Source organism: Bradyrhizobium mercantei (assembly GCF_001982635.1).
Classification (GTDB): Bacteria; Pseudomonadota; Alphaproteobacteria; order Rhizobiales; family Xanthobacteraceae; genus Bradyrhizobium; species Bradyrhizobium mercantei.
The window spans coordinates 528,281-543,283 of the sequence record NZ_MKFI01000001.1 but is presented as its reverse complement, the minus strand read 5'-3'; the positions used below and the strand labels follow the sequence as shown (position 1 = coordinate 543,283).

The following is a 15,003-nucleotide window of genomic DNA, read 5'->3' as shown; positions in this document are numbered from 1 at the left end:
GCACACTGGCTTTCATGGGGAATCTGTCCCCGGCCGCGGCCCAGGACCGCCGGGTGCCGTCCTCGCAGGCCGAGCTGCAGCTGTCCTATGCGCCGATCGTGCAGCGGGTGCAGCCGGCGGTGGTCAATGTCTACGCCGCCAAGACGGTGCAGAACCGCAATCCGTTCATGGACGATCCGTTCTTCCGTCGCTTCTTCGGCGCGCCGGGCCAGCAGCCCGAGCAGATGCAGCGCTCGCTCGGCTCCGGCGTGATGGTCGACGGCTCCGGCCTCGTGGTCACAAACAATCACGTGATCGAGGGCGCCGACCAGGTGAAGGTCTCGCTCGCCGACAAGCGCGAATACGAGGCCGAGATCGTGCTGAAGGACAGCCGTACCGACCTCGCGGTGCTCAGGCTGAAGAATACCAACAAGGAGAAGTTCGCCACGCTCGACTTCGCCAATTCCGACCAGCTCCAGGTCGGTGACGTCGTGCTCGCGATCGGCAATCCGTTCGGCGTCGGCCAGACCGTGACGCACGGCATCATCTCGGCGCTGGCGCGCACGCAAGTCGGGATCACGGATTATCAATTCTTCATTCAGACCGACGCCGCGATCAATCCCGGCAATTCGGGCGGCGCGCTGGTCGACATGACCGGCCGGCTCGCCGGCATCAATACCGCGATCTTCTCGCGCTCCGGCGGCTCGCAGGGCATCGGCTTTGCGATCCCCGCCAACATGGTGCGGGTGGTGGTGGCCTCCGCCAAGAGCGGCGGCAAGAATGTGAAGCGGCCATGGCTCGGCGCGCGCTTGCAGGCGGTGACGCCGGAGATCGCCGAGACGCTCGGGCTGAAGCTGCCGACCGGCGCGCTGGTCGCCAACGTCGCGCCGAACAGCCCCGCGGCGAAGGCCGGCTTGAAGCTGTCCGACCTGATCGTCGGAATCGACGGCACGCCGATCGACGATCCCAACGCGTTCGACTACCGCTTCGCGACCCGTCCGCTCGGCGGCAATGCGGAGATCGAGGTGCAGCGCGCCGGCAAGCCGGTGAAGCTCACCGTGCCGCTGGAGACCGCGCCCGACACCAACCGCGATGAGATCGTGCTGACCGCGCGCTCGCCGTTCCAGGGCGCCAGGGTCGCCAACATCTCGCCGGCGCTGGCCGATGAGCTGCATCTCGACGCGGGCGCCGAGGGCGTCGTCGTGATCGAGCTCGCCGATGACGGCACCGCGGCCAATGTCGGCTTCCAGAAGGGCGACATCATCCTGGCGGTCAACAACGAGAAGATCGCGCGGACCAGCGACCTCGATAAGGCGTCGAAGGCGGGCTCGCGGGTCTGGCGCATCACGCTGGTGCGCGGGGGCCAGCAGATCAACGTGACGCTCGGCGGATGAGCCCCAAGGATGAGCGCTAAGCGACCGCACGAGGCCAGCAACCTGTTCGCTGCGGCGGGGATGGAGCAGGACGCGCCACACCCGCTGCCGGACCGGCTGCGCCCGCGCACGCTGGCCGACGTCGTCGGCCAGGATCACATTCTCGGGCCCGACGGCGCGCTGACCCGCATGCTGGAGACGCGCACGCTGGGCTCGCTGGTGTTCTGGGGGCCGCCCGGCACCGGCAAGACCACCGTGGCGCGGCTTTTGGCCGACGCCACCGAGCTGCATTTCGAGCAGATCTCCGCGGTGTTCTCCGGCGTCGCCGACCTCAAGAAGGCGTTCGATGCGGCGCGCGCCCGCCGCGAGACCGGCAAGGGCACGCTGCTGTTCGTCGACGAGGTGCACAGGTTCAACCGCGCGCAGCAGGATTCCTTCCTGCCCGTGATGGAGGACGGCACCGTGGTGCTGGTCGGCGCCACCACCGAGAACCCGTCCTTCGAGCTCAACGCGGCGCTTCTGTCGCGCGCCCGGGTTCTGGTGTTTCACTCGCTCGATACGGCCGCGATCGAAAAGCTGTTTGCCAATGCCGAGAAGATCGAGGGCAAGGCCCTGCCGCTCGATGCGGAAGCGCGCGCCGTGCTGGTGCGGATGGCCGACGGCGACGGCCGCGCCTCGCTGACATTGGCCGAAGAAGTCTGGCGCGCCGCGCGCAAGGGCGAGGTGTTCAACGCCGAGCAGTTGCAGGCCATCCTGCAACGCCGCGCGCCGATCTACGACAAGTCGGCCGACGGCCATTACAACCTGATCTCGGCGTTGCACAAGTCGGTGCGCGGCTCCGACCCGGATGCGGCGCTGTATTATCTCGCGCGCATGCTCGATGCCGGCGAGGATCCGTTGTTCCTGGCGCGGCGCGTGGTGCGCATGGCGGTCGAGGATATCGGCCTGGCCGATCCGCAGGCGCTCGTGGTCTGCAACGCCGCCAAGGATGCCTATGATTTCCTGGGCTCGCCGGAGGGTGAGCTCGCGATCGCGCAAGCGGTGGTCTATCTCGCCACCGCGCCGAAATCGAACGCGGTCTACACGGCGTTCGGCGCCGCGATGCAGACCGCCAAGCAGGGCGGCTCGCTGCTGCCGCCGAAGCACATCCTGAACTCGCCGACCAAGCTGATGAAGTCGGAGGGCTATGGCTCCGGCTATCAGTATGATCACGACGCGCCCGACGCGTTCTCCGGCCAGGACTATTTCCCGGAAGCGCTGGGCCGCCAGACCTTCTACGATCCGCCCGACCGCGGCTTCGAGCGCGAGATCCGCAAGCGGCTGGATTACTGGCAGCGGCTGCGCAAGGAGCGGGGCGGGAGCTAGCGCAAGGTGAGACGAGGCTGCGGCCGCGAAGTGCGCGCGTGCCCGTTCCCGCCTGCGGCGTGAAAGCGTCGCTTGCAGAAGCCCGCAAATGCCATGTGCAGCAGCCTTGCCGCTGAAGGGCGCGTGCGCAATTTCGGAATATTAGAAGAATACCCCTGAGTTGCCCGACGTGTCAAGTTGGTTGGTCGAACGCCGGCCGCCGCCGGCTCCTTTGCATGGGGTTGTTTTCGATATTTTTGGCCGCGCCCGCTGTGATCCATAACTTCATGGTGCTCTGGCGCTCACTTCACGCTCTTCACGAACTCCAAAATCTCGTCGGTCAGCCGGGTGTCCGGCGTGTTGATCGCATAGACCTCCGACATGTGGCTGTGCTGCGGCAGCATGAAGCTGCGCGCGCAGCCGGCGGGCCGCTTGCAACTGGCCTGCTTCAACAGCTCGAACTGCTCGACGAAGCGCGGCGGATCGAGCTCGGCCGCGGTGATCAGGAACGGGATCGGGCTTGCGAGCAGGCCCTGTAGCGAGGAGCGTTCGGCATACCGCGACGGGTCGGAGCCGTAATAGGCGAGCTCGGCGTCGCCGGCCGGCGAGGCGGTCAGATCGTAGATGCCCGACACCATGATCGCGCCGGCAAGGCCGCCGCCCTTCACGTTGTGGAATTCGCCGTGCGAGACATAGCTCGCGACATGGATCGCGCCGGCCGACTGGCCCATCAGGAAGATGCGCCTGGGATCGCCGCCGCGGGATGCGACGTTCTCCGCGACCCATTGCACGATCGCGCCCATGTCCTCTGCGCCGGCCGGCCACGGAAACGCCGGCGCCAGGCGGTAGGTGGCATTGATGCCGACGAAGCCGCTCTTCGTCGCCCACAGCATGACGTTGTCGTAGAACGGGCTGCCCGGCGCGCGCTTGTTGCCGGCGACAAAGCCGCCGCCATGGATGTAGATCAGCACCGGCCGTGCCGGGGCTGCGGTGTCCGGCGTGAAGACGTCGAGCAGATGGCGGTCGGCCGGGCCGTATTTGACGTCGCGCTCGACCTTGACGCCCTGATAGGGCTCTTTCTGTTGCAAGGGTGCGTAGAGCGCGGCCGTCCTGGGCGGGTCGACGACGCGGCCGAGTTCCAGGAGCTTCCAGGCCAGATCTTCCGGCATGGGGTCTTGCGGCATCGGGCTCTCCTGGGCCAGCGCGGGGCCTGTGAACATGAGGGCCGCCGCCAAAGCCGATATCGCCAGTCTCATTCCAGGGGCTCCCCATCGCTTGCCGCGCGCGGCCGAACATGGCCGATGTTGCGCCGGATTCACACCGATTTCGCCGTGACGATTCGCGGCATTTGCGCTAGGCACAATGCAGGTCTGGAGCCGAAACACCACTATGAGCCGCCGCATCAAGAGAACCACATCGCCGGGCGATCGCGCCAAAGGCCGTGACCGGGACCGCGCCGGTGATCGTGGCAAGGAACGCGGCAAGGGCGGAGCGACGCAACGCAGCCGCAAGCCGGACGACCGAAAGAGTGGCGACCGTCCGTTCGCGCACCGTGCGCCCGGAAAGCCGCCGCGCTTTGCCGAGCCGCGCCGCGACCGCCAGGAGCGCGCGGAGCCTGCCGCTGCGAAACAGGCGGCCGAGCAGCCATTGCCGACCAAGGTGCAGACCGTCGTCGTCACGTCAGACGAGAACGGCATGCGCGTCGACCGCTTCCTCGAGGCACGGTTTCCGGGCCTGTCGTTCTCCCATATCCAGCGCATCGTCCGGAAGGGCGAGCTCAGGGTCAACGGCAAGCGCGCCGATTCCAAGGACCGGCTGGAGGAGGGCCAGAGCGTGCGGATTCCGCCGCTGCGGCTCGACACGCCGAAGACGTCAGGCACGCTCTCGGAAGCCGAGGCGAAGACGCTGCAGGCGCTGAAGGACATGACGCTGTACGAGGACGACGACGTGCTGGTGCTGAACAAGCCGGCCGGCCTCGCGGTGCAGGGCGGCTCCGGCATGACGCGCCATGTCGACCAGATGCTCGAGGTGATGCGCGACGCCAAGGGGCAGAAGCCGCGGCTGGTGCACCGGCTCGATCGCGAGACCTCGGGCTGCCTGCTGGTCGCCAAGACCCGCTTTGCCGCCACGCATCTCACCGGCGCATTCCGCCATCGCTCCGCGCGCAAGATCTATTGGGCGCTGGTCGCCGGCGTGCCGAAGCCGAAGCAGGGCCGGATCTCGACCTATCTCGCCAAGGAGGAGAGCGAGGAGGACAGCATCATGCGGATCGCGGAGCATGGCGACGAGGGCGCGAGCCACGCCGTGACCTATTACGCCGTGGTCGAGACCTCCGCGACCAAGCTCGCCTGGGTCTCGCTCAAGCCGGTGACCGGCCGTACCCATCAATTGCGCGCCCACATGGCGCATATCGATCACGCGATCGTCGGTGATCCCAAATATTTCAACAAGGAAAACTGGCAGCTCCCGGGCGGCCTGCAGAACCGGCTGCATCTCCTCGCCCGCCGCATCGTGATTCCGCACCCGCGCGGCGGCGTGATCGATGCCACCGCGCCGCTGCCGCCGCACATGCTGCAATCCTGGAATCTGCTCGGGCTCGAGGCCGATCGCTTCGACCCGATCGAGAACGCGCCCGAGGAGTGACGGGGCGGGCGCCGCTTCCCAATATCCACCGCGGACAGCAAGAACGATCAAACCGCGCCGCGCACAGCCGCTATGTTGCCGCGCGCCGGTCGTTGCCGGCATGCAATCAGCAAAGAGGCTGTCCATGACCGGCACCTGGTTACGCGTCGCGCTCTTCCTCATTGGCTCGGCTTTTGCCTCGGCGGCACATGCCGAGACCGTGGTGCTCCGGGGCGGCACGCTCTACGCATCGGTCGATGCGGCCGCGCTGCCGGATGCCGTGATCGTGATGACGGATGGCGTCATCAGCGCGGTCGGCAAGTCCGGCGACGTCACGGTGCCCTCCGATGCGCGGACGATCGATTGCAGCGGCAAGACCATCGTTGCCGGGTTCTGGAACAGCCACGTGCATTTCACGCAGAAATCCTGGCAGAACGCCGGTGCCGCGCCGGCCGAGGCGCTGACCCAGCATATGCAGGAGATGCTGACGAGCTGGGGCTTCACCACGGTGTGGGACCTCGGCTCCGATCCGAACAACACGCTGGCGCTGCGCAAGCGCATCGCCGCGGGTGAGGTCGCCGGTCCCAACATCCTGCTCGCCGGCAATGTGTTTCCCAAGGGCGGGCATCCTGTCTACCTGCCGCCCGAAATTCAGCTTCCCGAAGCCGCGACACCTGAGGAGGCGGCGAAGTGGGCCCGCGACTGGCTCGCGATGGGCGAGGACGGCATCAAGCTGTTCACGGGCGCGTTCATGGGCGACAAGCCCGTCGTCAACATGGACCCGGCGATCGCCAAGGCCGCGGTCGACGTGGCGCATGCGCAGGGCAGGCCGGTGTTCGCACACCCGCAGAACAAGGTCGGCGTCGAGACGGTGATCGCATCCGATGTCGACGTGCTCGCGCACACCACGCCCAGCGAGCGCGCCTATACCGAGGACCAGCTTGCACGCTTCAAGGCGCAGAACACCGCGCTGATCCCGACGCTGGCGTTGTTCACCACGGTGGTGCTAGATCCGAACGTCACCAACCGTCTGGTGGCGGCGACCGTCAACCAGCTCAAGCAGTTCTCGGACAACGGTGGCACGGTGCTGTTCGGCACCGATGTCGGATTCACCAAGCAATACGACACCACGCAGGAACTCCAGCTGATGCACCGCGTGCTGTCGGAGCGCCAGGTGTTGGCCGCGCTGACGACCAATCCGGCGCGATTCTTCAAGGCCGCGAAGAAGGGTAGGGTCGAACAGGGTTTTGACGCCGATCTCGTGGTGCTCGACGGCGATCCGCTGAGCGATGTCGCAAATCTTGCGAAAGTGAGCACCACGATCCGCGCCGGTCACGTGATCTATCAGAAGCCGTGACGGCCAGCCGGTGGACGCTGCGTCGATCTACCTGGCCGGAATGCGCAGCGTGGCGAGGTCGGAGCCGACGATCGTCGTGGCGGTGAAGCCGCCTGCTTCGGCGGCGGCACGATAGTCCGCTTCGGTCAGCGCGCCGCCGGGCACCTTGTAGGGGCCGTGATGCGTCGCCCCGACCTGCGGCGCCAGATGAGTCAGCATCAGGTATTTGGCGCCGGTGCGTTTCGCCATGGCGCCGAGGTCGGGCGTCAGGCTCTGGCGATGATAAACCGGAGCCGGCATGCCGCTGTCACGCTCCGGACCCATGATGGGATGCATGGTCGAGTGCACGATCACCTCGGCGCCCTGTGCCAGCCGCTCGACCTGTGCGGATGTCGAGGTCGGGCGGGGTGGCGCGGGGCTGTCGTTGCTGGCGTCGCCGCCGATCACGACGCTGCCGGCGGGCGTGTCGACGCGGTATGAGGCGTGGCCGGCGACGTGGGTCGAGCGGATCGCGCTCACCTTGACGTCGCCCTTGCTCCAAACCACCTGCGGCGCGTCGCTCGGCTCGAACGTGATGAGGTGCGCGAGCTCGGCGGGTCCGCCGGCCAATCGTCGCTTGTCCTCCGAGACCCGTTGCGCGATCTCGCCGGACTGAACAAAGGCGTCACCGATATGCGTCACAAACTTGCCGCAGCTCATGGTAAAGCCGAGCGGTGACGACACATCGTTGCTGCACACGACATCGAGCCTGGCTCCGCTGGAGCTGAAGTTCCAGCGCGCAAGCAACAGGTCGACGAAGCCCTCGGTGTGGTCCGAGTGCATATGGGTGAAGAAGATCGCATCGATCTGATCGGGATCGACGTTCAGTTGCGACAGCCTCAGGATGGTGCCGCGGCCCGCGTCGAATTGCAGCTTCATCGTGCCGCATTCGCTGCTGTCGTCGCCATAGCGCACGAGGGTGCCGGCGCCGGCGACACCGTTGATCAGGGCCGGCCCGCTCATCGTACCGGTCAAGGTCACGAGCATGCAGGGCGCGGATTGGGCAGGAAGCGGAAGGAAGAGCCAGATGGCGGTCAGCAAGGCCGTCGGAAGCAAGAAGCGCCGCATGCTATCGGCTCCGGTGTCGTTCCGATGATCGAACAGACTGCCGAAGTTCGCGCCGTACCACAAGCGCCCGGCCACACCGCATCGAGACCTTGTGATCATCGGTCCGCGTTGTTCTGATGTTCGCACAAACGAAATCCGCCGGCCTTTCCGGCCGGCGGATTGGTATGTGTCGTCAAATGCGGGCGTCAGTTGTTCCAGTTGCCGCCCTGGTCGTTACCGTCACCGTGGTGATGGCCGCCGCCGTCGAAGTCGAAGAAGTCGAACAGGTCGCTGAGCGCCGGGCTGTTGACCGGAACGTAGGGATTGCCGGGCGCTGCAACCGGGTTCGGGTAGTTGTCGCGGCTGCGATGGGTGATCGGCTCGAGGCGCCAATTCCGCTCGATGAATTTGATGATCGAGACGTGATCGGCATATTCATGCGAGATGTGGCCCTGCCGCGCGAACGGCGACACCACGATCAGCGGAATGCGCGTGCCGTCGCCGAAATAGTCGAGCGGCTGCACATAGCCCGAGTCGAAGTAGCCGCCACCCTCGTCGAAGGTGACGAAGATCGCGGTGTCCTTCGCGTAGTCCGAGGCCTGGACCTGGTCGATGATCTTCTTCGTGAAGCCTTCGAACAGGTTGAGCTTGGACGACGACGGGTGCCCGTCGGTGAAGCCGCTCGGCTTGACGATGGAGACCGCCGGCAGCGAGTGCTTGGAGAGGTCGGAGTACAGATCAACCGAGTCCTTGATATGGGCTGCGACCTGTTCCGGGTGCGACATGATCGAGGTGTCGTACTGGAACGGATTGCAGATGTTGCAGTACTCGTCGGCGGTCGGACCGGCTACGCCCCAGTTGAGCTGGTAGGGATCGTTGACGTAGTTGTTCCACTGGTCGCCGTAATACTTCCAGGAGATGTTGCGCTCGTTCAGGCTGTCGCCGATGCTCTTGCGGGTCGACGGCGGGATCGTGAACGGCGTGTTGGAGGGATTGGTGTCGGTGTAGGCGTTCTTGCCGTTGCCGAAATAACCGGGATTGTAGTTGTTCAACAGATAATAGTGGCCCGGTTCGCAATTCGCATTGATCCGGATGTTCTTCAGATAGTCCAGGATCGGCTTGACGCCGGGCTGGGTCGCATCCGAGCAGTCGCTGTAGGAGCCGCCGCCGGACACCGGGCTCGTCTGGTAGGGCGGCGCGAAGCCGCCATTGCCGCCCGCGCCGTAGCCGTCCTCGGTGTACCAGTTGTTGGTGCCCGTGGCCGGGTTCGGATTCTCGATCTGATGGACGATGCCGGCGTCGGGCGTGCCGCCGAACACCTGCGTGCCGTTCGGCGGCACCGCGGCGTTGCCGTAGGTGTCGCTGAAGTAGAGCATGTCGGCATGACCGAACATGATGTGGTTGGCACCGGTGCCGCCGTTGACCGACTGGTGGAAGTTGTCGCTCATCGCGTATTTCTGCGCGAGCGAGGTGAAGTAGGGCACGTCGCCCTTCTGCACGTTGTAGAAGCCGAGCGCGGTCGAACCCTCACCCGTGGTCGTGGCGGTCGGCGAGTACTCCGTGGAGAAGTTGGAGGGCAGCGCCGCGCCGTTGGCGCCGGCGCCGACGGTCACTTCGACCCAGGCGAACAAATTGCCGCCGCAGCCCGACGGATTGTCGCGGCTGGCCGCCGAGTGGTTGCAGTTCAGCTGCTGCCACATCTGGTAGAAGCGATGCACCGGGCTCGCCGAATACGAGTCGTAGGGCATCGCATCGCTGTTGGTGAGCTGGAACGGACCGGCCGGCAGCGCGCTGACATTGGTGATGCGCTGGTCGGGGGTCTGCGAGGTCTGACCGGTGCCGCCGGAGAGCAGGTACTGGTAGTACTCGGACGGCAGGCCGGACTCCGACTGCTGCGCCAGTGCAAGCGACGCCTCGCAGGTGGTGATCGGCGAGCTGCCGCATTTGTTCGGGATGTAGGAGACCTTGGGGCCGCCGACTAGCGGAGACGGCAGCTGATCCTTCGGGAAGTTCTGCTTCGGCGGGCTCAGCAGGAACGCATCGTTCGGGCCGTTATCCATGGCCGCCTGCTGATGCGCCTTCTCGAAGTTGGGGCCGGGGATCGCGTTCTTGTTGTGATCGAGCTTGACGATGCCCTGCGACAGCAGGTTGAACACGCTTTCGCCGGAACGCTGCGGCACGTAGGTCGCGAAGACGTGGTCGAAGCTGCGGTTCTCGCCGATGATGACGATCACGTGCTTGATCGGCGACCGGGTCTCGTGTCCGCCGTGGTGGTCCCAGTCCTGCGCCAGCACCGGGCCGGCGGTGAACTGGCCCAGCGCAAGTGCGCTGAGAGTGAGGCGGCATCCCTGCAGCCAACGTGACTTGTGCCTGTCGCGCATTAAAGCTCTCCTTTTTGCTCGTTGAGCGGCTTGGTGGAACTTGCGGTGTCGCGCGGCACGACCCTGATCCGTCCCATCATGCCGCCGTCCTCATGCTCAAGGACGTGGCAGTGGTAGACGAAGGTGCCGACGATGTTGGGATCGCGGAAATCCATGCGCAGACGCACGCTCGGATATTTCAGCATCCGCCCGTTGTAGTAGGGGACGTTGACGGTATCGCGCAGGAACGGCTCGTTGACGGCGACGCCGGACCAGTCGAGCAGCTGGAAGTGAAGCTGATGGATGTGGAAATCATGCAGCTCCATCGAGCGGTTCTCGATGATCCAGTCCTCGACGTCGCCTTGCCTGACCGTGATGTCGGGAATGTCCGAGTGCGGATCGAACGGCTTCGGGGTCTCGCCGTCGAGCGTCATGAAGAACTTGGTCGGGCTGTTCGGGTCGTTCGGATTCTCAGGCTGCTCGGAGAAGAACAGTTTCCTGACGCGCACCGGTGCGACGTTGCCGACCCACGGCCGTTCAGGTCGCGGCAGCGGATCGGCGCGGGCGGGCAGCGCAGCCTGCGGCTCGCTTGCATCGGCCGAAGCCGTGATCGCCAGCAGGGCGCGGTTGGGGTCGTTCTCGCCGGCGGGTCCGGTGTCGACCGCGCGTGTCACCAGCAGGGCCGAGGCGCCGGCCGGCGGGCCTTCGACGATGAACTCGGCGCGCGAGCCCGGCGGCAGGCCGATATGGTTGACCCATTGCACTGACAGCGACGGGCTGCCCTGGAATTGCAACGGCACGCCATCGAGCCCGACGATGCCGATCTGCTGCGGCGCGCGGCCGACCAGCAGCGCGAGGTTGAGATAGGTGATCGCGGACGCGTTCAGCACGCGCCAGAGCTGGCGCTCGCCCGGCTTCATCGTGAGCCTGGCCGGCGGATAGTTCGGATAGGGCACCGGCACGAAGTTGACGGAGAGATCCTTCGACGGCTTGCCGAAGCCGGTGCCGGAATTGGCGACGTCGCCGTCATTGTCGAGCTGGCTCTTGGTCATGACCGGCTCGAATCTCGACGGCGGCGCGTCGGGATTGACGAGATCCTGGTCGCGGATCACCAGCACGCGCTCGGGCAGGCCGGCAAGCTGTGGATCGGCGCGCTCGATCCCCTCGATGACGATGGCGCCGGAGGCGCCGCCGAGCACCTGCGTCTTGCTCAGGCCGTGCAGATGCGGGTGATACCAATAGAGCCCGGGCGGCGCGTCGTCCGGAATGCGCAGGCGATAGTCGAACGGCGCATCGTCGGGCTGGATCGAGGTCTTCAGCACCTCATCCTGGTGGCAGACCGGCGGCACGGTCAGCCCGTGGAAATGCAGATTGGTCGAGACCGGCGTCATCGCGCCGCTCGCGCAAACGTCGACTTTCGGTCTCGTCGTGCAGATCGGCGCGCCGTCGAGCGGCTTGTCGATCGCGGGCGTTGCCGTGTCGAGGTCGACGAGATCGTTCTTGAAATGGATGACGAGCTGATCGCCCGGCTTCAACCGCAGGGTCGGCGACGGCTTGCCGTCGGGCGTCAGGTAGCAATAGCGCGACGTTCCGTCCGACAGTTTCTCATCGTGGATGCTGAGATCGGTTTCGAGCACACCGTCGCGGCTGCGCAATTCGCCGGGTTCCGCGATCGCGCTTCCGGGCTCGGGCCTCGCACAAACGTTCTGCTGGGCTCGCGGCGCATCCTGCACGCCCGCTGCGGCGAGCCAGGCCGTCGCGCCACTCGCGGCAAGCCCGAGGCAAGCTGCGGCGATGACACAACATGCGGTCGAAAGTCGTCGTGCCACGCCGCCCTGCCAATACGTCGCCATCGGCGCGCAAACGCGCTACCGGCGCCGTGCGTGACGCCAGTCCACGTCTTGCGACCGAATGGTCGACAAATGCTTCTGTTTGGTATGGGAAGGCTAGCGGCGCGTTGTTGCCGAAATCTGGCAGGTTTTTAACACGCAGATGACAGAAACTTGCGGCACTTCGACGCATAACTGCGCGCGATGTTCAAACCTGTTGAGCGATCAATCGGATGAAGCATTCACGGACTCAATTGCGGAGATACGGAGACGCGCAGGCAATCGGCAGAAATTTTTTCGGCGTCGCTGTTCCTGTCATGTGAAGTCGGGCGCGGCCGTTTGGTTCCAGCGAATTGTTTCGCGGCCGACACGATCGCGGCACGCGATTCGCAGATTGCTTGCTACCCCGCGACGGCGCTCGGAAGGAACTTGGCGTCCTGTTCGGCAGGCTCGCCCAGTTCGTTCTCCCATTTCGCGACCACGGCGGTTGCGACGCCGTTGCCGATGACATTGGTCATCGTCCGTCCCATGTCGAGGAAGGCGTCGATTCCGATCAGCAGGACGAGGCCGCCGGCCGGCAGGCCGAAGGTGGGGAGAGTGGCGGCGGCGACCACAAGCGACGCGCGCGGCACGCCGGCGATGCCCTTGCTGGTGATCATCAGAAGCAGCAGCATCGCGATCTGGGTCGTGATCGGCATCTCGATGTTGAAGGCCTGGGCGACGAACAGCGCGGCGAAGGTCTGATACATCATCGAGCCGTCGAGATTGAACGAGTAGCCGAGCGGCAGCACGAAGCCGGTGATCCGCTCCGATACGCCGAACTTCGTCAGCTGCTCGATCATCTTGGGGAAGGCTGCCTCGCTGCTCGATGTCGAGAAGGCGATCATCATCGGTTGCCGGAGCAGGCGCAGCAGGTTCCTGATCGACCCGCCGAGCACGACGCTGCCCGCGCCGATGATGATCACCCAGAGCACCAGCAGTCCGAAGTAGAAGGCGCTGACGAACTTGCCATAGGTGACGAGGACCCCAAGCCCCTGCGTAGTGATGACGGCCGCCATGGCCGCGAACACGCCAACCGGCGCAAAGCGCATGACGTAGTCGGTGAACTTCAGCATCACGGGCACGATCTGATCGATAGACCGTGCGATATCCGGGGCAAGCGTGCCTTTGACCGCGCTCAGCGCAAAGCCGAAGAACATCGCGAAGACGAGGATTTGCAGCACCTCGTTTCCGGCCATCGCCTGCACGACGCTGATCGGGAAGACGTGGGCGGCGAAATCCTTGACGTTCAGGCTGTTGGTCTGAACGTTGGCCGTGGCATTGGCGTCGGGGAGCGCGAGACCGAGGCCGTGCCCCGGCTGCAGCAGGTTTGCGAGCACGAGCCCGACCGCGAGAGATATCACCGATGCGGTGATGAACCAGGCCAGCGATTTGACGGCAATTCGCGCCACGGCACCGCCGCTTGCGCCAAGGCTGGAAATCCCTGACACGATGGTGGCGAACACCAGTGGCGCGATGATCATCTTGATCATGCGCAGGAAGATGTCCGACAGGATGGCGAAATAGCCCGCGATCGCCTTGGCTTGTTCAGGGCTTGCGAGCGTGTTGCACGCGTAACCGACGGCGATGCCGAGAAACAGGCTCACCATGATGTATGTGGTGAGCTTGCTCGAAGTCTGGACTCTGCTGCCTGCCTGCATGACGTGATCCTTCGCCACCGGGGAGTTGCGGCATCCGAGCTGTGGCGCGCCTTCCGGCGTCTCGGAGTGCTGCTAGAGCATGATCCGGAAAAGTGGAGACCGGTTTTCCGACAACATCATGCTCAAACAAGGAGAGTTCGAACGGAAAGCCGGTCCGGCTAACCGAGCTTGGACAGGACCGCCGTACGGGCCTGGATTGCTGGCGCGTTGCGGGCGCGGATGGCCTCGATCAGGCGGTCAATGTCCTCAGTGGTGTTGAACATGCCGAGCGACACGCGGATGCCGTCGCGCTCGGGCGAGACACGGATGCCGTTCTGCGTGAAGTAGTCCAGCCAGTCGGCAGCCGGCAGGGCGATGACATAGATGTGCGGCGCGCGGTGCTGCCGCTCGCGCGGGCCGACCAGGCCGACGTCGAGCCGATCGAGGCGTTCGATCAAATAATCGCCGAGCTCGAAGCAATGTTGCTGGATCTTCTCGATCCCGATCTGGTTGATGAGATCGATCGCGGCGCCCAGCGCCTGAATTGCCGGAAGGTTGAAATTGCCGAGCTCGAAGCGGCCGGCGGTCGCGGGCAGGGCCATGTTGTCCGGTCTCGCGATGAAGTCGAGCGGCGGTTCGGCAAGGCTTGCCGCCGCGAGGTAGGCGGGCTCCAGCTCGGTCCGCGTCGCATCCCAGTAGAGCAGGCCGAGCCCCTGCGGCACCAGCAGGCCCTTGTGCGTGCCGGAGCCGATGAATGTGGCCTTCATGGCCTTGGCGTTGATCGGGACCACGCCGATGCCCTGCATCGCGTCCACGACGAAGTAGAGCGAAAGCTGCGCGCAGAGTTCGCCGACACTCTCGACGTCGAAACGATGGCCGGCGTGAAAGGTGACATGCGACATCGAGATCGCGCGCGTCCGCTCGTCGATATGCGGCCGGAAGCTCTCTGCATCGACCACTTCGGTCATCGGGATGAAGACGATCTCGACGCCCTTCTTGCGCAGGTTGAGGAAGGCGTAGGCGTTGTTGGGGTGATCGCCGTGGATCATCAGAACCTTGTCGCCGGCACGAAGCGGCAGCGCATTGGCCGCGATATTCATGCTCTCGGAGGTGTTCTTGGTGAAGGCGATCTCGTGCGGCCCGACCCCGAGGAAATCAGCGACTTTCGCGCGGGTCTCTTCAAGGCGGTTGAGCCAGATCTGCTTCGGGCCGGCGTTTTCGAAGCCTTCCCACAGAAAGCGTTCGTAGGCCTCCTTCACCGGCCGGGAGAGCGGCGTCTGAAAACCGCTGTCGAGATAGACCACGTGCTCGGCGGCCGGGAAGGCCTTGCGAACGGCTGATACATCGTAGTGCTGGCGCATGGTCACTCCGGTGGCTTGGGCACGGCAACGCGTC

The 15,003-nt window shown here is 65.3% G+C and carries 10 protein-coding genes; 4 read left to right on the top strand and 6 right to left on the bottom strand.

The annotated features are described in order from the left end of the window. The first annotated feature begins 14 nt into the window (after positions 1 to 14). Positions 15 to 1,373, top strand: a complete 1,359-nt coding sequence (locus BI327_RS02645) for a DegQ family serine endoprotease (protein ID WP_089025359.1) — start codon at positions 15 to 17, stop codon at positions 1,371 to 1,373. Between the two features lie 9 nt (positions 1,374 to 1,382). Then, positions 1,383 to 2,717, top strand: a complete 1,335-nt coding sequence (locus tag BI327_RS02640; RefSeq protein WP_076858248.1) for a replication-associated recombination protein A — start codon at positions 1,383 to 1,385, stop codon at positions 2,715 to 2,717. A gap of 281 nt (positions 2,718 to 2,998) precedes the next feature. On the opposite strand, the gene BI327_RS02635 is transcribed toward BI327_RS02640, so the two are convergent. Further along, positions 2,999 to 3,880 (bottom strand): alpha/beta hydrolase, encoded by an 882-nt coding sequence (locus BI327_RS02635; protein ID WP_245334692.1) that lies wholly within the window; start codon positions 3,878 to 3,880, stop codon positions 2,999 to 3,001. Between the two features lie 205 nt (positions 3,881 to 4,085). Between BI327_RS02635 and BI327_RS02630 the strand changes: the two genes are divergently transcribed. Both BI327_RS02630 and BI327_RS02625 read left to right on the top strand, forming a co-directional pair. Continuing rightward, on the top strand, positions 4,086 to 5,339 hold the full coding sequence (locus tag BI327_RS02630; protein WP_076858246.1) for an RluA family pseudouridine synthase: 1,254 nt from the start codon (positions 4,086 to 4,088) through the stop codon (positions 5,337 to 5,339). Between the two features lie 124 nt (positions 5,340 to 5,463). Further along, a complete protein-coding gene (locus BI327_RS02625; protein WP_076858245.1) occupies positions 5,464 to 6,675 on the top strand; it encodes an amidohydrolase family protein in 1,212 nt (403 codons plus the stop codon). A 27-nt stretch (positions 6,676 to 6,702) separates the two neighbouring features. Here the strand turns inward: BI327_RS02625 and BI327_RS02620 are convergent, their stop codons facing one another. From BI327_RS02620 to BI327_RS02600, 5 genes are all read right to left on the bottom strand, one after another. Next, on the bottom strand, positions 6,703 to 7,680 hold the full coding sequence (locus tag BI327_RS02620) for an MBL fold metallo-hydrolase (protein WP_159450398.1): 978 nt from the start codon (positions 7,678 to 7,680) through the stop codon (positions 6,703 to 6,705). Between the two features lie 266 nt (positions 7,681 to 7,946). Continuing rightward, the gene (locus tag BI327_RS02615) at positions 7,947 to 10,121 is read right to left on the bottom strand and encodes an alkaline phosphatase family protein (protein WP_076858243.1); all 2,175 of its coding nucleotides are present in this window, start codon (positions 10,119 to 10,121) and stop codon (positions 7,947 to 7,949) included. Next, the gene (locus BI327_RS02610; RefSeq protein ID WP_210191169.1) at positions 10,121 to 11,929 is read right to left on the bottom strand and encodes a multicopper oxidase family protein; all 1,809 of its coding nucleotides are present in this window, start codon (positions 11,927 to 11,929) and stop codon (positions 10,121 to 10,123) included. Before BI327_RS02610 ends, BI327_RS02615 begins: the two co-directional genes overlap by 1 nt. A 401-nt stretch (positions 11,930 to 12,330) precedes the next feature. Beyond that, the gene (locus BI327_RS02605) at positions 12,331 to 13,629 is read right to left on the bottom strand and encodes a dicarboxylate/amino acid:cation symporter (protein ID WP_076858242.1); all 1,299 of its coding nucleotides are present in this window, start codon (positions 13,627 to 13,629) and stop codon (positions 12,331 to 12,333) included. Positions 13,630 to 13,787: 158 nt separating this feature from the next. Further along, the gene (locus tag BI327_RS02600) at positions 13,788 to 14,969 is read right to left on the bottom strand and encodes an aminotransferase class V-fold PLP-dependent enzyme (RefSeq protein ID WP_083741888.1); all 1,182 of its coding nucleotides are present in this window, start codon (positions 14,967 to 14,969) and stop codon (positions 13,788 to 13,790) included. Positions 14,970 to 15,003: the final 34 nt, after the last annotated feature.